Source organism: Paenibacillus sp. NPDC058177 (assembly GCF_042883835.1).
GTDB lineage: Bacteria > Bacillota > Bacilli > Paenibacillales > Paenibacillaceae > Paenibacillus_AQ > Paenibacillus_AQ agri.
In genome coordinates, this window is sequence record NZ_JBHVVB010000008.1 from 214,945 (window position 1) to 232,435 (window position 17,491).

The following is a 17,491-nucleotide window of genomic DNA, read 5'->3' on the forward strand; positions in this document are numbered from 1 at the left end:
AATTGGATTAGAAAAGGGAAAAGAACGAGGGCACTAACTTCTCCCCCGTTCCATCCTTTTCACTATATGATTCAAAATATTTTTTCAGACACACCCGAAAGATCCTAAGGCAGTCTTACCGCAACCACCGCCGCCATTTCTCTGGTTACTGGTGCGGAGGGGTCAAACGATCCGCCAAAGCCAGTCATGTATCCCAATTCAGACACAGACTGCACAGATCCTAGTGCATACATGCTGATGCTCACTTCGTCTTTGAAGCTTGGCTTATTCACCGGAGCTTCAAGCTTGAAGGCTCTGGCAATCATCACAGCCATATCCTGACGGGTTATAGTGCCGTTCGGATTGAATGTTGTCTTGCTGACACCATCAATGATGCCAAGCTCCTTCGCCTTGATAACATCCCCGTAGTACCAAGCCCCTGGTTGTACATCGCTGAATACCGAAACTGAGGAAGCATTTGCAGGCTGGTTGCCTGTCAATCGGAGCAACAATGCTGCAAACTGCGCCCGTGTAATTTTTGCTTTTGGCGCAAATACAAGACTGTCAGCACTTACTCCCTGCATCAATTTGTTGTCATACGCAGTATGCACCGATTTCAGAGCCCAGGCTGAGATTTGTCCTTCATCGGCAAAGGTCACGCCTGGAACCGGAGTCGTAACCACCGGTGCAGCGGAGAAGCTATACAATTTGTCCTTATCATTCAAGAAACGGTCGTAAGCTGCCAGTGCTAGTAACGCCTGTTCTGTCGCAATGCTATTGCTGGTCTTGTCACTCAAAGCATGTGCATAACCGCCGTCACCTTGTTTGAACGTCGCCAGATTGCTCAGCAGACCACCTTTAGCTTTCACAAAGCGCGGATCGTTAAGGCCTGTGCCTACAGACGTCAGGGCAATCATCACCTGTGACACGCTTTCGCTGTTCTCAGCGCCGTACGACTTGTAACCGCCGTTCTCCAACTGCTGAGAGGAGAGCCAGCCGAGTGCTTTGTCGATGGCCGCTTTTACGAGCGCTTGATCCTTGTAATTAGACAGGGCCGTTACGGCCATAGCAGTAATATCAATGTCAGCAGCACCGCCAACCGACAACGGGAAGCCGCCTTCCTTCGTTTGTTGCTTCAGAAGCCAATCTACCAAGCGTTCACGTGTCCACTGCGCATTTGCAGGTACAGCGTAAGCGCCACTGTCCAGTGCAGTCAAGGCAAAGATCACACCGTTACTGCCTTGAGCAATCATATTAGCATTATTGTAGATTTTCTCGATAAGATTGTAGCCGCTGATGCTTTGCGGATCGCTGCCCACAGCCGCTGCAGCCAACGCAATCCGTTCATAATCGGTCACTTTGCGGAACTCGCCTTTAGCCTCAGCCAGCTGAGCTTTCAGGCCGCTCAGGTATGAAGCAGGTACAGTGTTGCCAGAACGCGCCAAACCGATGGCCTGCCAATCGCTGATTGTTTCTGCGGATGTAATGTATTTTACAGCCCCGGCGATATCTTTCTTAATCTGATCTTGCTGTGGCTCCCATAGACTGCGGTCAATAACTGCATAGTCGGTAAAGTGACTAACTTTTCCTGTAACAATGCCAGTCTTCGCATCTACCGTAGTCGGAACCGGAATCCATTCATTAGTAGTCTTGTTCAGCCAAGCCATAGTCAAATTATCCAGATGTTCCGTAGTGATAGGTACTTTAATTGCCAGATCCACCGGCTTCGCGAACTTCGTGCCGTCCGGTGTAAATTCATACAGTCCGGATACCAGTTCGGAACGGCTGGAGGAGATTTCTTTTACATTAATCGTAACACCACTGGACACTGCGCCAGCCGGAATACTTAACTGCACTTCTCCGGCAGTGTCCTTCAATGTCGCTGCTGATCCGACTGGAATCGCCTGCGACAAGGATACTGTATTAGCTGCCAAAGTCTGCTTCAGTTCCGCTGCCTGTGCAGCGGTCATTTTTTCATTAGCATTGCTAACGGTTGTGGTCTGTCCTACCTTGTTAAGCGGCAGAGTATTATCCGGGCTGATGACAACCGCAGTGCCCGTTCCTGGAGTACCGGTGGTTGGTCCCTTCGGATCGGTTTCAAAGGATGGCTCACCCAGATCGACTCCAAGATTTGTTGTATAGCGCCAGGCAACCGTATCCCCATCTGCAAGCGTAGTATAGGCACCTGCACTGTAGTTCGGGAATACCCCATTGACCGAGTACATCCAACCGCTTTTCTCACCTCGGTCGAACTCTGCCAAGCCATCAATTGATCTAACATATAAACTCGTGCCGGAACCGGTAGCAACCACCTTACCTCCCAACTGACGAACCAGTAAGGTATAAGGCGTATCACCCGGGTTCAAATTGACTGTTGTGCTCGGAACAATCGTACCGCGAATGGCATCGCCTTCCACCAAGAAGGTGACCTGCGATTTTGCAGGTGTAGGCGTTGGTGTTGAAGTGCCGTTATCCTTAGCAACGGATATTGTGCTTACCGTTCTAACCACTGTTGGAGCAGCATTTTTTTGGTAACCCGTAACTTCAACTTCATAATCACCGGCAGTCTTACCGGAAACAAAGGTCGCTTTGCCATCATTATTGGTGGTTACTGTTTCACCTTTAATCGTAACCTGAACACCCTCAGCCGGCAGGATCAGACTGCCTCCTGTGTTCCAGTCATCGACAATCTTCTTTACCAAAATAGTGAATGGCTGTCCGGAAACAGGCTGCTTTGGCTCCGCCTGGATGGAATCAATAAGGGAAGTGACTCCGAAATCACCATAATAGAATAATATCTGTTCTCCGCTCTGAAGTAAGTAATCCGCTGCCCCGACATTCGGAAGGGTCCAGCCTCCATCTTTCTTCACAGCATAGAACCAACCATCCCAGCCACCGTATTTCCCCGCTTCTATTTCTTTAATCGCAGAGACGTACTCTCCCATGTAGCTGTTCGTAACGTCCAGAGAGATATTATTGGTTTGCGCCAGTTTTCTCAAAGCCTGAAGCGGACTCGTTGCATCTACCGTGCCAGAAGCCAAAGGACCTTCCGGACCTTCAATGGCTATAGAAGCATGAGCTTGTGCTGCTACGCTAAACTGTGATTGGGTTGGTAACACACTCGGTGCTGCACCTTGACGGTAACCTGTAAGCTCCACGTCATAAGTGCCTGCAGGCAGGCCAGCAAAACTGGCTTTCCCCTCACTATCTGTTGTAACCGCATGATCCCCAATGGTTACCTTTACCCCTGGGGCAGGCTTGCTAACGGTCTTGGACGGTGTCGTGTTCCAATCTACCACATCATTATAGACCTGAATCGTAAAGCCTTCTCCTGGAGCAGGGATGGCCGGCAATACATTTACATGATTATTCAGACCTGTATCAGCATCGCCATAGAAAAATAGAACTTGTTGTCCTGCATTAAGAGCATAATCAGCAGCATCTACATCCGACACTCTCCAGTGCCCGTCTTGTTGAACAGCATATTTCCAGCCGTCAGAGGCACCGTACTGCTGCTGCGAAATTCCGTTAATGCCATTAAGTTTGCCGTTTTGTATATCCAGCGGTATATTATTGGCCTTAGTGATCTCTACCAAGGCCTTAAGCGCCGTTGGTGCTTCCACAGCCCCGCTAGTGATCGTTCCTTCAGGGCCTTCAATTCTAATTGAAGCCTGAACGGCTGGTTTCTGAGAAGCCGGTTGCTTTAAGCTATAGTACTTTTCCCCTTTAAGGAATAACTGATACGAGATAAGTGCTTGCAGTGCCTGTTCAGTAGCAAGGTTATCAGATTTTCCAGACATAGCATGACGGAAACCGCCATCAGGCATTTGGTAAGCTAACAGGTTGGTGATAAGGTTATTTTGTCCCTTAGTGAACTCCGGCCCTGTCGGGTCAATACCAGCAGTAGTCAAGCCAAGAATAGCCTGTGAGTTAGCCTCACTGCTCACACCCCAACGGCTGTCATAGCCGCCGTCCTTGTTCTGATTCTTGGACAGCCAATCTACGGCACGCTGGCCTGCGGTCTCTACTTCAGGAAAGCCATTGTAAGTGTAGAGAGACTGTAACGCCATCCCTGTTATATCTGCATTGGAACCAAAAGCCGAGAATACACCCGACGGATCTTGTTTCGAGATGAGATTATTCGCAATCCGTTCCTTGCTCCAGACTGCATCGTCAGGCACATTATATTGTCCGGCTGTTATAGCTAGCAATGCATATATAGGGCCATTTATACCTTGAGCCGCTACATCCTTGCTATTATAAATCGGCTCAATAAGATTATAGCCGCCGAAGTTGGTTGCATCACGACCGATTGCCGTAACAGCAAGAGCCAACCGGGCATACGTAGTTACATAAGGAGGGGAAGAAGCAGTCATAGCACTCTTCACGCTCTTCTCAAGACTCGCAGTATAACTATCCGGTATCTTTAACCCGAGACGCCCATAGCTAATTGCGATCCAATCCGTTGTAACTCCTTTAGTCTGAACATACTTTATAGCGTCTGTAATCGCCTGTTGAACATCTACGGTTTCTTGTTCTTGTGCAGCAGCAGTAAACGTCGCTGCGCCGTAGGTGGCGTCTGTCACGCTAGTTTCTGTAGCTCCTTGATCAGTAAGGCTTTGCTGTGCTTCGGCGAAGGCTTGTCCTGCCGGTATCAGCGAAGAGCCAAGAATGGAGATGACCAGCACTAACGCCAGTCCAAGCGCAAGCGCCCGGGATGATAACATTCTTTTCATCATGAACCTCTTTTCTTTATAATTTTGGTTTATGCTGGAAAACAAACAACATAAAAACCGCCCTACATAAAGGGCGGTCAGAACAAACTTGGCTTGAGGGCAGACGTACGGGAATTTCTTTCCCGGAGCACATCCATCTGCAACTGGTTCCCGGCCTCACCCCCCGAAGGCATGGGAACACCTTGAAAAAGGCAGGTTTCCTGGCTCATGCCTCATCGCTTCTTTCCGCCTTCCCGACTCCTTTATAGGAACAGTGGCCTTTGAAAAGTCGCTCCGCATCTACAGTGGCGGGACCGCGCCGGATTTTGAACCGGACTTCCCTTTTAAGCAAACCCAGACCATCTGAGTCTGCACCTTCTCCATTAAGTATACTACTATTAAATTTTAATATTCCTAATGATAGCTATAATCCCCCGGTATGTCCATAGAAAAACTGCCGGAATCGGTATTGGCCCATTTTCACAGCGAAAAAGCTCCTGAATGCTGCAGAGCCATAACTTGTCCAAGTCATAACTCTGCAGCTGTTCAGGAGTAGCAATTATTATTTCTTTTTCGGTTTTGCTGTAGCCGTTGGATCAGGGCTTGTGTCGTCCTTTGCCGGAGACTCACCAGAACTTTGTACCGGAGCCTTCTCGGACAACTTCAGCTTATAGTCCCCAGCCTCAATTGTGTCGCCCGGCACCAGCACAGCCCCAGACTCTAGCTCAAGGGTTACCTGATATGGGCCCTCTTTCTGATCTATCTGTCCATCCTCTGGCGCAGGCGAAGGTGAAGCAGCAGGATCAATCGTTGAAGATGCCTGATCTTTCTGATTCACAGCATTATTAGCTTGATCAGTCACTGCATCCTTGGCATTGGCAGATGAATGCGAAGGAGCATCCGTTGCCGTTCCAGCAGCGTTTCCGGCTACATTGCCCCCATCAGAATTCTCTTCTTCGGAAGAATCTCCTAGATCCGATGATGGTAATGCGCACGTACTGGTCGTAGCTGTTACTTTATACGTAGTCTTGGTTTCATCGGTATTGAGCACACTAATCTCAGCCGGCTTGAAACTATCGCAATCAGCAGCAGTAGGGAAAATAAACTGCAGCTTGCTACCCTCCACCTGCTCTCCGTCAGGTGCCAGCAGATAGGCCATGACCGGCGGCAGACCGGTACCAGCCGTTTGGTTGGGACTTGGCTGCGGACTGGCCTCCGGCAGCGTGCTCTCTTTCCCGTCGGGCCGCAGCATGCTAAACGCTATAATTGCAATAACCAGGACAATTCCGATTGCGAGCCCCGAGATCAGGATTTGAAATCGGCTGCGGCTGACCCACCGCGCCAGCGGTGAAGCCAATTGGGAGCGGGCTTCATCATATACAGTTTGCAGAGCAGGTCGTGCGGCTGCAAGATAGGTTTTGCGGAATTCGCGATTCTTGAAAGCTTCCCGGTCATAGCTATTGAAATATTTCAGAATGGCCCGGCGGTACCCCGGCTGCAGCTTCTTGTTCGAGACTACAAACAATGGATTGCCTTGTGTCCAAGCCAGGAAGCGGTAGACGGTTTCTTTATCCGAACCTGCCTTCTCGTTAACCATTTCCAGCAGCACTTCGTAATCCAGCGGTCCGCCCTCACGGTGACTGCTATAATAAAAGCCCAGCGGCAGCCGGTCGAAAGGTTCAGCGGACCTTGACTCCTTCAGCCAGCGCCGTCCAAGAAGCTGCACATCATCCAGCTCCTTCGGAGTCAGTCCGTCAAAGATTCCCTCATCCGGCTTCTCTTCCCCGAACCAGCGGTAGGCAGCCCGCAGGGCGTTCTCCTTCTGCTTGCTGATTTGATCCAGCGGCGGATACCATTTGGCAGCCCCCTTGGGATAACGCAGGAAAGCAATATCCAGCAGCTGCTCCTTCGTTAGTTCTGCCAGAGACAGACGGTTCAGCACAAAACGGTCAGCGGCCGCAGCCAATCCGCGCAGAAGTTCAAGCGCTTCAGGCTGGATACCACCGCTGCGCCGCCGGTCCTTCTCAGCTTTCTCCACACGCTCATGAATCCCGGCTGCAGCGGCAACAGGATTGGCTTCACGCTGAAGCTTTTCCAATAAATAATCCTTTGTCTTGTCCTCAATAAAGGTCTGCTGAAGCACCTCAGGCAGCGTGCGTCCCCAATAGAGTACAAAGCCAGCAATATCCGCTGCTGATGCGGCGGCAGCCAGACGGTTCTCCAAATACGGCTCCAAAAGCTTCCGGCGGAAGATCGGCTGACCCAGCACTTTTTTGAAAAAGGCCGCACTCAGTTCTTCTTCACTCTCGATAATGGCATACGCTGCCTTTAGGTCGTCCTCTCGTCCTTGGTTGCTGTTGTTCAGCATCCCGTTAATGAAATAATCGACGATACGGCCCCTGTAATTATGTCCCGGCAGCACATAGTAAGCCTTGAAGCTCTCCATCAACGCAGGGATCAGAAGACCTCCTTGTCTGATCTGATCAAATTCCCGGTCAAATCGTTCCAGAAAAATATCGTTCAACCGGACTCGTGACTCCAGTGCGCCAGACCCTTTGAGGTAATCCAGCAATCCGCCAAGAACCGCGTACTTGTTCTGTTCATACAAGCTTTCATTACCTTGTTCAATCTCGTAAAATACAGCCAGTTCATTATAGAGCCCGAGCGATAGCTTGCGTTCCAAGCTTTCCCCGTCCAGCATCCGGTCGGCAAAATGACCGAAATCATTCATGCTGCCGCCGCTGCTCGTAATCTTCCAGGCCAGATCGGCGTACTGCTGCCGCGAATCCCCGAATTCAGCATTAGTACTGCGCCCAGAGACCAGATCGAACGTAAAATCCTTCTCCACATTGCGATCGCCGGGACGAAGTGAACCTTTTTCTACAAAGGTCAAATGAATATATTTGCGGCTCTTCGGCTCATTGGCATACGTAATAACACCCAGTCTGCGACGGAACTCATGGGGTAGTGCGCCGAAAATAACCTCGGTCAGCTCTGCTGCCCGTCCCGACAACTCTCCAATAGGCACATCCAGCGCTATATAGATCTTCTTCTTGCCGGCCACGGAAATCATTACCGCCTGCAGCAGTGACTTGAACAAGCTCTCCCCAATATTCAAGGAAGACAGCACTGTCCCAGGGTCAACCTGAGTTCTGCCCGCCACCGGGATAGTAGACAGCTCTGGCAACGTACCACCAAGCTCACCTGTGTAGCTCTCCGCAAAATCCGCATGCAGCCAATCCCCATAATGCTCCACAATCTCTTCTGCACGAGCAGCAGGAACAACAAAGTTATGGGCGAAAAAAGCGCTCCGCTGACCCGTGAAATCTGCCGACTGATAGCGGCTGTTCCCGATGACGGTCTCCCCGTTCTCTGTATGGAACAGGTGCAGCGCTGAAGGGTAGGACGCCTCGTCCTTCTCCCCGCGCGCCGTCAGCTCCGATGGGGCATCATAGAGACAGAAGGGATGAAGAATTTTTTTGACAAAGCCGCCGTCCAGCCCCTCCGACTTCGCTACCGTATCGAACCCTTCTGTGGAGCGAAAAATCCCGCGCCGCTCCCGGGTGTACATCTGCTGAGTGATCATCGCCCCTGAATGATTCTTCACGGGCCGTCGCTCCCCTCAATGTAATTCAGCTTGTGGAGCAGCCAGATGAACGGCTCGTCCACCCGAATCGGGCTGACAACCCCTTCAATCTTCTGATTCACGGGATTGCTGCCGAGTGCGGATACGGCAAAATAAGCAGTGTTGGAGAAATACACATCCATCGTATCCTTGAACGGACGGTCCACCTTGCCAATAAACCGGCGAATTTCCCCGTCGATGTTATGGAATTCGTCCAGATTCAGCGTTTTGCGGTGCACATAGTTATTGAATACGTTACTGTTCGACTTGATGTAATCGCCATCTTCATCTTTTAAGGAATGGAGCATGTCGCTCTTCGCCAGAACGATTGCGGTAGGAATGTCCGTCTTGCTCTTCTCCTGATAAGCAATAAAATCGCCAAACATGGTCAGAACAACATCGCGTGGCTCATCATATTGCGAGACCCATTCGCCCGGACGGTCGCCTATGTTGATGCGGATCTTCTCGCGTACCGATCGAATTTGCAGCGGATCAACCATAAACAGGATACCCGCAGAATTCTTGATATGCTGGCCATGCAGACCCAGATAATCCTGGTCGACCATACCTTCACCCGCGACATCGAAGAAGACCAGCGTCAGCGGCGGTTTGTTCTCATCCTTGAAGACAAACTGGAAGATGAAAGGCTCCTGCATCTTTTCCTTCTGTGTCGAAGCCAGCAGATCCCCGCGTTCAAACAGCGGCTCTTCATAGAGCGTACGGAACTTGCGGCTGATCTCGGCATTCAGCGGCATACAGGCAGCATCAAAATGCCCGGCAGTGGTGTGCTGGAGCGTATGAATCAATGCCGTCATGTACACCGACTTCCCTACTTGGGAAGCGCCGATAATAGAGATGATATTGCTTGGCACCTTGCCGGCTGTGACCGGAAGCTCATTATGGCAGGACGGGCATAGCCGTCTGCGTGTAAGTACTCCATAACGGTCCGTCAGACCGGTAAGTACATTATCTGTGTAATGATGATACTCCTCTGGGATATCGGCCGGACGAATAATAGCCTCGATGTCGTCCACGGTGTCCAGTCCAAAGCGTTCACGGTATTTATTCAGCGCATCATCCTCGCCAAGCGCGTAATTCTCATCGTCCTCCCGGCTATGCATAGCCCGAAAGACCACGTCCTCCGGCGCAAACTTGGTGAAGCAGAAGGGACATACGATATCGTAATAGAGCGGCCGCGGCTGCGACTGATTCTTTTTCATAAAGCGGCTAAAAAAAGACATCTTTTATCCTCCTTAAAGCTTTACGCAGTAAAGCCCGTTTCGTTCACACTGGTCACCTGGACTGCGTGAAGTGTTGTAAATCCCCTTGTTCCTGACGCAGAGCGCCTTACTCCGGCACCAGTTCATAGACAAGCCCATACTTCCGTCCATCGGTGAAAAAGATGCGTACAAAATCATCCTTGCCGATCTCAATCGGCGGAAGCTGGTTACGTCCGGGTGCAAAATCCTGGACGAACGGAAACCGGATGCCATCCTCCTTGCCCGCAGGAGGGCCGCCGCGTTTCTTAACATAACATAGTACATCTCTCGCTACCGGGACTTCTGCCGTAATCGACATATGTACGGTCTTTTGTTTGGCGAACAACCCTTTTTTCTGAACAATAGAGTAATAGATCCGCGCCTTGCCCGCACTGACAAGCACGCGGTTGGCTTCGTCCCGCTGCTGCACCAGCACAGTCCCGCCGTTCTCCGTATGACGGACGTAGACGGTGTACGCGACCAATCCGATATCATCAAGCCGGTCACGATAACCGTTGTTTGACTTGTATTCTTCACGTGTATAGAGCTTCATTCCGCTGGGCGGAATGTCTCTGGCCACAGGCTCATCTGCAGGGCCTTTATGAATGCATACGGCCTGCACACCATCCGGCCAGCGCCATCTCAGCGTGCAGAACCGATCCTCCACCTGTGTAGTGATCTCTGTGATCAGGGGTGTGGATGAATCTGCATCAGCAAACCTCATGACAATAGCTCCTTTCCGCTTCATCTAGAATCCTTTGCTTCCCCGATTCCTGCGCGGCCGCTCGAAACTGCCCGATGCTGTTCCCGCCGCAGCTGCTCTCGTGCCTCTGCGAGTCAATCGGCCTTCACCAACCGGAATGACTCCGGTGAACACCCCGATGATCGCAGCCAGAACCAGCACAGCCAGAAGCCGGATGAGTGCATCGCTGAAGGTGTGGCCGCCAAGGCCGTATTCCAGAATCAACCCGGCTAGCAGACCGGATACGGCGCCGCCGATGCCGAAACTTTTGGCCAGGTGGCGGTTGTCGAACACGATACCCAGTCCCAAGCCAAGTGTAGCCCCGATTAGCAGCAGTGCAAGGATCCGGACCGCCGCATAATAAGGGCTGTTCTCCGTAGCGTCGCTGCGCACGGTCAGAAGCGTCCGGTCGCCAAGTCGGTCATAGATCTGCTGGAATACATCGCCGAGACGTCCGGCGTCGGTCACATCATAATACTGGCCTCCGGTCACGCGGGCGATCTCCTGCAACAGCGCCGGACCAGACGGGTCCTCTATGCCCAGCCCGATCGTATTGACTGCAATACCCCGATCCACATAATCCTGCAGCTCCCGGGCCGTATCCATCTGGCTGAAGCCGTCCGACAGTAGAATGACCATGGAGCCACGATCACTTCTGCTGTCGCTGTTAATGACATTCAGCGCCTCGTGCAGCGCACCACTGATATTCGTTCCGCCATCCGTAGTCTTGAGATTCAGGATAGCCGCCGACACCTTCTCCCGGTTCTTCGAATTCGAAAGAGATGTCAGCGGTTGGGCAATGGACACCTCTCCATTGAAGGTCAACACCGCCACCTGATTATCCTTATCCATCCGCATGACAAGACTCTGAGCAGCCGAATAGCGGCGGTTGTCAGGGTCGCTTTGATTCATACTACCGGAGTCGTCGATGGCCATGACCACATCTTTAACCGGTCTGATGCCGCCAAAGTTTAGCTCATACACGAACTCCGTCACTGCGCCGACACCAAAAGCCAGCACCAGTGTCAGGGGCAACAGCTTCCAGGATAATCCCAAGTACCGCTGCTTCCAAGAAGCGCCGTTCAGTCTCGGGGAGATAATCTCGGCGATCAGGCAGCCTACGCCTACTCCCAGCGCTACGATCGCGAAGTAAATGCCGACAAGCACGATGGATGGCAGGTCTGTGAGCCAGCGGCCCAGCAGCCATTCCCCGATCAGAAAAGCTACGGCCCCCCCGATCAATGCGAAGAAGAGCAGGAGCATATTAATTTTACGCTGCATGTTCATTCATCCTTTCCGGTGGAACATAAGTGAAACCTGTTTTGAAACTGTTCTTTTCTCTTCCTTGCCTAACGCATGCATCCTTAACGCAGCTCAGGAAGATGTTCCTCTTCGATGGCATGCAGCTTGTAGCCGTTCTGAACGTAAGTCTCGTAGTATACGCGGCCATTCCGGTAATACAGCAGATCCTCCAGATGGAAGCCGCCCATAAGGTTGAGCTTCTCCACCCCGCTTCTGCGCTGCTCATGCACGAAGCCCAGCCGGTAGATCCGGGTCGTCTCATCCACACCATTGACGTAACGCAGAAATTCGGAGGTGCTGTCGCCGAAGAAATATTTCTCCTCATGCCGATGCTCCTGCGTATATTCGAACAGCCGCACATTGACAATGGCCCCATCTTCCAGGCTGCGGTAGAGCCGCTTGAACAGCTCTTCCTTAGACAACACCTGCTTGTTGTCATAAGCGACAGCCACATTAGCCCGCCGGAGCAGCTCCTCTTCAAAGGAAAGTGCGAAGGCTTCAGCCGCCAGCAGCTCCCGCCGGCAGATCTCGATCAGGCGTTCTACAACCGCCTCCTGACCCTGGTCCAGCAGCTGCGACAGACTGCCCAGATACCGTTCACTGAAGAAGACGCCGGGACCACGCCGGGTCTCGATCTCCTTCATCACCTCTTCGGTAACCACACCATAGTACTCCATGATGTTCTGACCGATGTCATCGCGTGTCCGCTGGATGCTGTCCTGGGCAATGCCACGCAGTTCTTCCTCAAGCGTCTTCATGATTTTTACGCGGGCGATACTCTCCGTATGAATCCGTTCCAGTGCAGCTTCCAACCGCCGGCATAGACCAAGCTCAGTTTCAAGCTGTAGCAGTTCATATCTTTTGCCATAGACGACTGTAAAAAGATACTGGATAAAGTTGCGTACCGTACGCTTGTCGAACAGCGGCACACGTTGGAATGGCTGGCGCTCCACAGTGTCACTATAGAGCTGCTCAAGTTCAGCCTTGGCATTCGCCAGTACTGACCGGAGACCGGCCATATGTTGGCGCAGCCCGTACAGCAAGCTGCCAGCATCGTCGCGGTCGGCCGTCCACTCTGCCAGCTGATAGAAGGTCACCGCCGGAACAGCCTCTTCCTGCGCAGCCAGAAGCGGCCGCCATTCCCGCAGCGGTTCTATCGACTCCAGCCGCCCTGCAGCAGCGGCAGTGAAATTGCTGCGGAAATAGTCGCTTCCGCCGCTGCCGAACAACAACTCCTCAGCCTCCCGCAACGACAAATATTTCAATTCGTTGTAAGATGGACGACCGTGACTCATCAGTCCCGTCATCTCCTGCAGCCCTGCTTCATCCGGCAGAAGCAGCGAGGAGCGCTCACGCAGGGTATCGGCGCCAAGTCCGAACAGGGCCTGCCGCTCACGAACGCCAGGTGTACTGCCTTCACGCATATTCGCCGCCAGCCGCCGGAAGCCATGATACAGGACCGCCAGGGCAATCTGCATGTTAGGCCTTCTTACGCCAGAGAAACCTGCCGTAGCATAGCCCTGCCGGCCGGAGCTGCCCCGGATGCCGCTTTTAAACGTCATATTGTTATAGCCGCCATGTCCGCTGGCTTCGTCGGATGTAGGACGAACCCGGTTCTTCAGCAGACTGATGTGGGAGATGATCTCGTAATTGTCCTGCATACCGCCTGTAGACATCATGCCCCGCTCATTCTTGTCGGACAGCAGGTAGACCAGATCAAACAGTTGAGAAGGACCGTGGCTCACCGGAATGGATAGCCCATCTTCAGTCACAAGCAGCGGCGCACGGAACGTGTAGTCCGGCATCTGCATTCCATCCAGCTCCCGCATAAAGGCCAGCCCGACCGAGCTGGAATACCCGAAGTTGTCGCCCTGCTCCCGTTCGTTGATCAGGGCGTACAAGTCGGTCTGCACCGATTTGAACGATTGGCCCAGCACCGCGCGGGCCAGCAGCATAATCTCCGGCAAGAACACATTAAGCGGGTCATCGACCCGCGTAATGATAGAAAGATGGATAACGTCAAACGAAGAATACAGCCGCCCGTAATCCGCTATGCTGTTGCTGATCCGCCGCAAGGATCGGTTCATCTCCGCCAAATAGCGGCTGTCCTCCTGGAAGACGCGGTAAATATCTGCCCGGACGGTACGTGGATCATGTCCTGCTGCCGAGGGCAGGGTCAAGGGCATAACCCGAGCGCTCCCACCGGCTCCGTACTCCACTGGGCTTACACCTTCAGGCAATGCGTGCATAGCCATAACGCCTCCGGCGTTATCCCATTTGCGTTCGCAGCTGTCCAGCACCGGAGCAATGGCCGGGGCAATCTTGTCACCTACAAACAAAAACAGGGCGGGGTAATGGATACTGCTGCGTCCATCCCCCTTGCTGCGCAGCGCTTCCTCCTGCTGCGCGTATTGTTCTCCATAAGATAATGCGAGTGATTTAATCATAGGATTATTTCAGCTTTCTGCGGATACTGCCAAGCTTGCCGGTCATGCTCTTGTAGAATCCGTACATTTCGTCGCCATTGGCATGCTCTACCCGCTCATACTCCAAGCTGTCGCGAGCCTCCAGGAAGGAGACATACAGACCTTCCAGCTTATACAGCAGCGGAGATACATCTTCGGCTGCAGTCATCTCACCCGCACGGCGCGCTGCCTTGCGCAGCAGTACACTGCGGCTCTTCTCGTCCAGGCTGCGGAAATGACGATACACCGCATACTCCACATAACTGCGTTCCTTCATCAGATTGGCGAATGGCTCCCAGGCATCTTCTTCTTCATCACGATCATAGACGTACAGCGCACCTTTCTTGATAATGCTGTCTGTATATAGAGCTTCAAGGAACTGGTCCATCCACTTCTCTTCATCCAGATATTGATGCAGCAGTGCATCCAGCTCTGCGGCCTTAGCCTCCAGCTCAGCAACCTTCGCCAATTCTTCACGAACACGGGTAATCAGCTGTGGTGTGCGAATCAGATTCTCCTTCGCCAAATCCTGGTTGACACTGCCAAAGATATCCTTGACTAGCTCGCGTTCCAGCCCCTTCTCCCGCAGCAAGCGCAGCTCATCTGCAGCCTTCTTCACCTCGCCAAGATTCGGGCGCGGCGCTTGCAGCTGCAAATCAAAGCCTTTCAAGAAGGTTTCAATATCAAACGGCTTCGTGAAGATGACCGAATAGCGGCTGCTTGTGTTTTCATCCGTTCCCTTCTCGACAATTACACCTGACGCCAGTGCCTTGTCGAAATCGGCACGAACGCGGGCATTGTAATCACGAACACGGGCGTTAACATAGGTGTCGCCCCATGATTTTTCCGGAATTGGCGACGGCAGATAAGTCCAGTTGTTCTTGTCTGTCATCACCAAATGACGGCCAATGCCTTCCTTGTCCAGAATGGTCCGCTCATAGTTCTCCTCAAATACGCGCAGCGGTGTATACACGAAGAGCGGCACCCCGTTGCGTGTGTTCAGCCAGAAGATACGGTTCTTGACTTCGCTCTCCTTGATCGTAAAGTGCGATTTACCCAGCGCATTATTCTGATAATTGCGAATACCTTTCAGGATGCCCGGCGCTTTGACCGGAACCGAGACGAAGCCCCAGGATGGAAAATGAAGATTGCCTGAACTGTTGCTAAGATGGAAAGTCGGCACGGCCTCCTCGTCCAGCTTGCCAGCGATGATACGCTCCACGAATTTGTCGAGCGGCTCCTCATGACCGTATTTCATCACGAGGAAATCTTCCATTGAGCGGGTGATCAAATCGCCGAACTTATCACTTAGGAAATCAGAAATGGAACGAACAACATCAATCTCCTGCTCTCTGACCCAGCGCCCCGAATGCTTGAGCATTTCCCGGGTGAAGTCACGGATCAGATCGTCGCCATCCTTCTGGTCCATAATTTTGGAGATGGTCGCGGAAATATCCGGTACATTGACGATATTCCAATAATAAGTTTTGTTACCTTTATGATCAGATTGCTCTTCACCGTTAATGAGGATGTCCCCATTCTTGGCAAAAATCGAGCTGAGCGCGCTAAGAATCTCAGTGAACACACCATAAATCCGGCTGTTCTCTTCGTTCAGCAGCTCGTACAGATCCTCATAAAATTCAATCATTCGCTCGGTACGCTCTACGTCAGCATGCAGCCAGTACTCATTGATCTTCGCTTCAATATAAGCGTTCTTCTTCTTCTCCTTGGAGACAAAGGCGCTCCGGGCATCCCCCAGCTTCTCGTCCGCACTGTCCTGCGCCGTCTCAATATCACGCGGCAGGCGCAGCAGACTTTCACGCAGCGTCTCAATATAAGACTGAATCGACTTCAGGATACAAAAGCCTTTTTCGGTATAAAGCAGCCGCGAAACATAGAATGGTCCTTGCTCTGGATGGAGGAAAATCCGCTCCAGCTCCTCACCAAACCGGCCGACAATTTCACCCGGAAGCTGCTTTCTCGCCTTGATGTACTCCTCACGCGCACGTGACAGGAAGTTCTGCTCCAGCTCCGTATCCATGCTGACGACCTGGTTCTTGATGACATTGGCATGGCTCAGCCGTTCGCTGTTCTCGAAGCCCGGCAGCGGCTCAGGCACACGGGATTCAAAGGTCTTGACCATGCTATCGAGATCGATGCCCAGCTTGCGGGCGAACTTCTCTACCTCTTCCTGACCCGGTGCTTGCTCGAACATTTTCTCCATTTTGTCGAACAGACGGTAAGCCAGATAGGTCGTCATTTCCTCGATCGGCAGCACAGCAGAGGAAGCCCCAATAATATTGTATTCATAGTTGGCCGGATAAGCCTTGTTCATCTGGGCAATATTGGTGCGGATGTTACTAATATAGTCATGAATAGCGAATTCTTCACCGGACTGCTTCTCTTCACTGGCCATAAAGTTCGTGATATTCTCCGCCGTGACATTCATGCAGTAATCATAAGCATTCTCCAGCAATTTGCCCTCGGTATTGGTCGCAGAGATGAGATGACACAGATTAAATGGAGGCAATGGCGAATTCACGGTCAAAATATTGCCGTACTGCTGACGGAATCTTTCGCCCCGGCTGTCCACATTCATCCAGTAATCCAGTTCCTTCAGCGCCGCATATCCGTTCTTGCGGATATATTCACGGGTATGTTCGCTCAGGCTCTTGTTCGAAAGATTCACGTCTGGTGTAAACAGATAACCAAGCGTGTTCACCCGGTCAATTCCCGCAGAGCCAAAGTCGCGCTCAATAATTCCGCGCACGATATAAGCGATATCCAGGAAAGCACCGCTGCCCGTTCCGCCCGACAATCCTGTCAGCAGAAACACCATCAGCTTCTTGTTGGTGCCTACAGACAGTGTCTTGATCTTCTTGTCAATGGCACCGACCACTTGGTTAATCTTGGTGAACAAGAGCAGCCGTCCCGCCTGACGCACGCCGGCAGCACCGTTCATACCGTCCGTAATGCTCAGCTCAGGTGACAGCCAATCCGTGATATACGGGTCCAGAATACTGCGGTTCTGCAGCAGTCCCCCGATTTCGGCATTGGCCAAGAGCACGAATTCATTCTGCGAATCGAGCCCAATGCCTTTATATTTTTTATTACGATCTTGTTCGTTGGTTTCAAAAGCTAAAAACTCTACATTATCCGGCTTGTCCCGCTTCTTCTTGGACAACGGGTCTTCTGGCAGTTTGAAACGGCGGTTGATCTGGTATTTCAGGCGGAGGAGGGCGTCAATGCCCGTGCCCCCCAGCCCGATAATGAGTATAGGGTTATCAATCGTATCGACTCTGATCTTATCGCTGACAATTCCCCCGCCAAGCGATACATCCAGTTGCTGAATATGCTCTCGTACTACCGGTTTCATAAGCGTTCCTCCTGAACTGTACTAAAGA

Annotated in this window: 7 protein-coding genes and 1 riboswitch; all 7 genes read right to left on the reverse strand. The window is 52.0% G+C overall.

Annotated features, from left to right (window positions below; translation table 11 throughout):
* Nucleotides 1-104: 104 nt before the first annotated feature.
* The 7 genes from ACFVU8_RS25725 to ACFVU8_RS25755 all read right to left on the reverse strand — a co-directional run bounded on the left by ACFVU8_RS25725 (nt 105) and on the right by ACFVU8_RS25755 (nt 17,463).
* Nucleotides 105-4,718: an S-layer homology domain-containing protein gene (locus ACFVU8_RS25725; protein ID WP_387431118.1), complete on the reverse strand. Its 4,614-nt coding sequence runs from the start codon at nt 4,716-4,718 to the stop codon at nt 105-107.
* Nucleotides 4,719-4,888: 170 nt separating this feature from the next.
* A riboswitch (cobalamin riboswitch) is annotated at nt 4,889-5,088 on the reverse strand.
* 168 nt (nt 5,089-5,256) lie between these two features.
* Complete coding sequence (locus tag ACFVU8_RS25730) at nt 5,257-8,301, reverse strand: GAP1-N2 domain-containing protein (protein WP_387431120.1); 3,045 nt, start codon at nt 8,299-8,301, stop codon at nt 5,257-5,259.
* Nucleotides 8,298-9,560 carry a TRAFAC clade GTPase domain-containing protein gene (locus tag ACFVU8_RS25735; protein ID WP_379467319.1) on the reverse strand — a complete coding sequence of 421 codons (1,263 nt, stop codon included), beginning with the start codon at nt 9,558-9,560 and terminating at the stop codon, nt 8,298-8,300. Before ACFVU8_RS25735 ends, ACFVU8_RS25730 begins: the two co-directional genes overlap by 4 nt.
* A gap of 106 nt (nt 9,561-9,666) precedes the next feature.
* Nucleotides 9,667-10,302, reverse strand: a complete 636-nt coding sequence (locus tag ACFVU8_RS25740) for a beta-mannanase (RefSeq protein WP_387431122.1) — start codon at nt 10,300-10,302, stop codon at nt 9,667-9,669.
* Between the two features lie 24 nt (nt 10,303-10,326).
* A complete protein-coding gene (locus ACFVU8_RS25745) occupies nt 10,327-11,601 on the reverse strand; it encodes a vWA domain-containing protein (RefSeq protein ID WP_379467321.1) in 1,275 nt (424 codons plus the stop codon).
* An 83-nt stretch (nt 11,602-11,684) separates the two neighbouring features.
* Nucleotides 11,685-14,069, reverse strand: a complete 2,385-nt coding sequence (locus ACFVU8_RS25750) for a transcription initiation factor TFIID (protein WP_387431124.1) — start codon at nt 14,067-14,069, stop codon at nt 11,685-11,687.
* A gap of 4 nt (nt 14,070-14,073) precedes the next feature.
* Nucleotides 14,074-17,463: a tubulin-like doman-containing protein gene (locus ACFVU8_RS25755; RefSeq protein ID WP_387431127.1), complete on the reverse strand. Its 3,390-nt coding sequence runs from the start codon at nt 17,461-17,463 to the stop codon at nt 14,074-14,076.
* Nucleotides 17,464-17,491 lie beyond the last annotated feature (28 nt).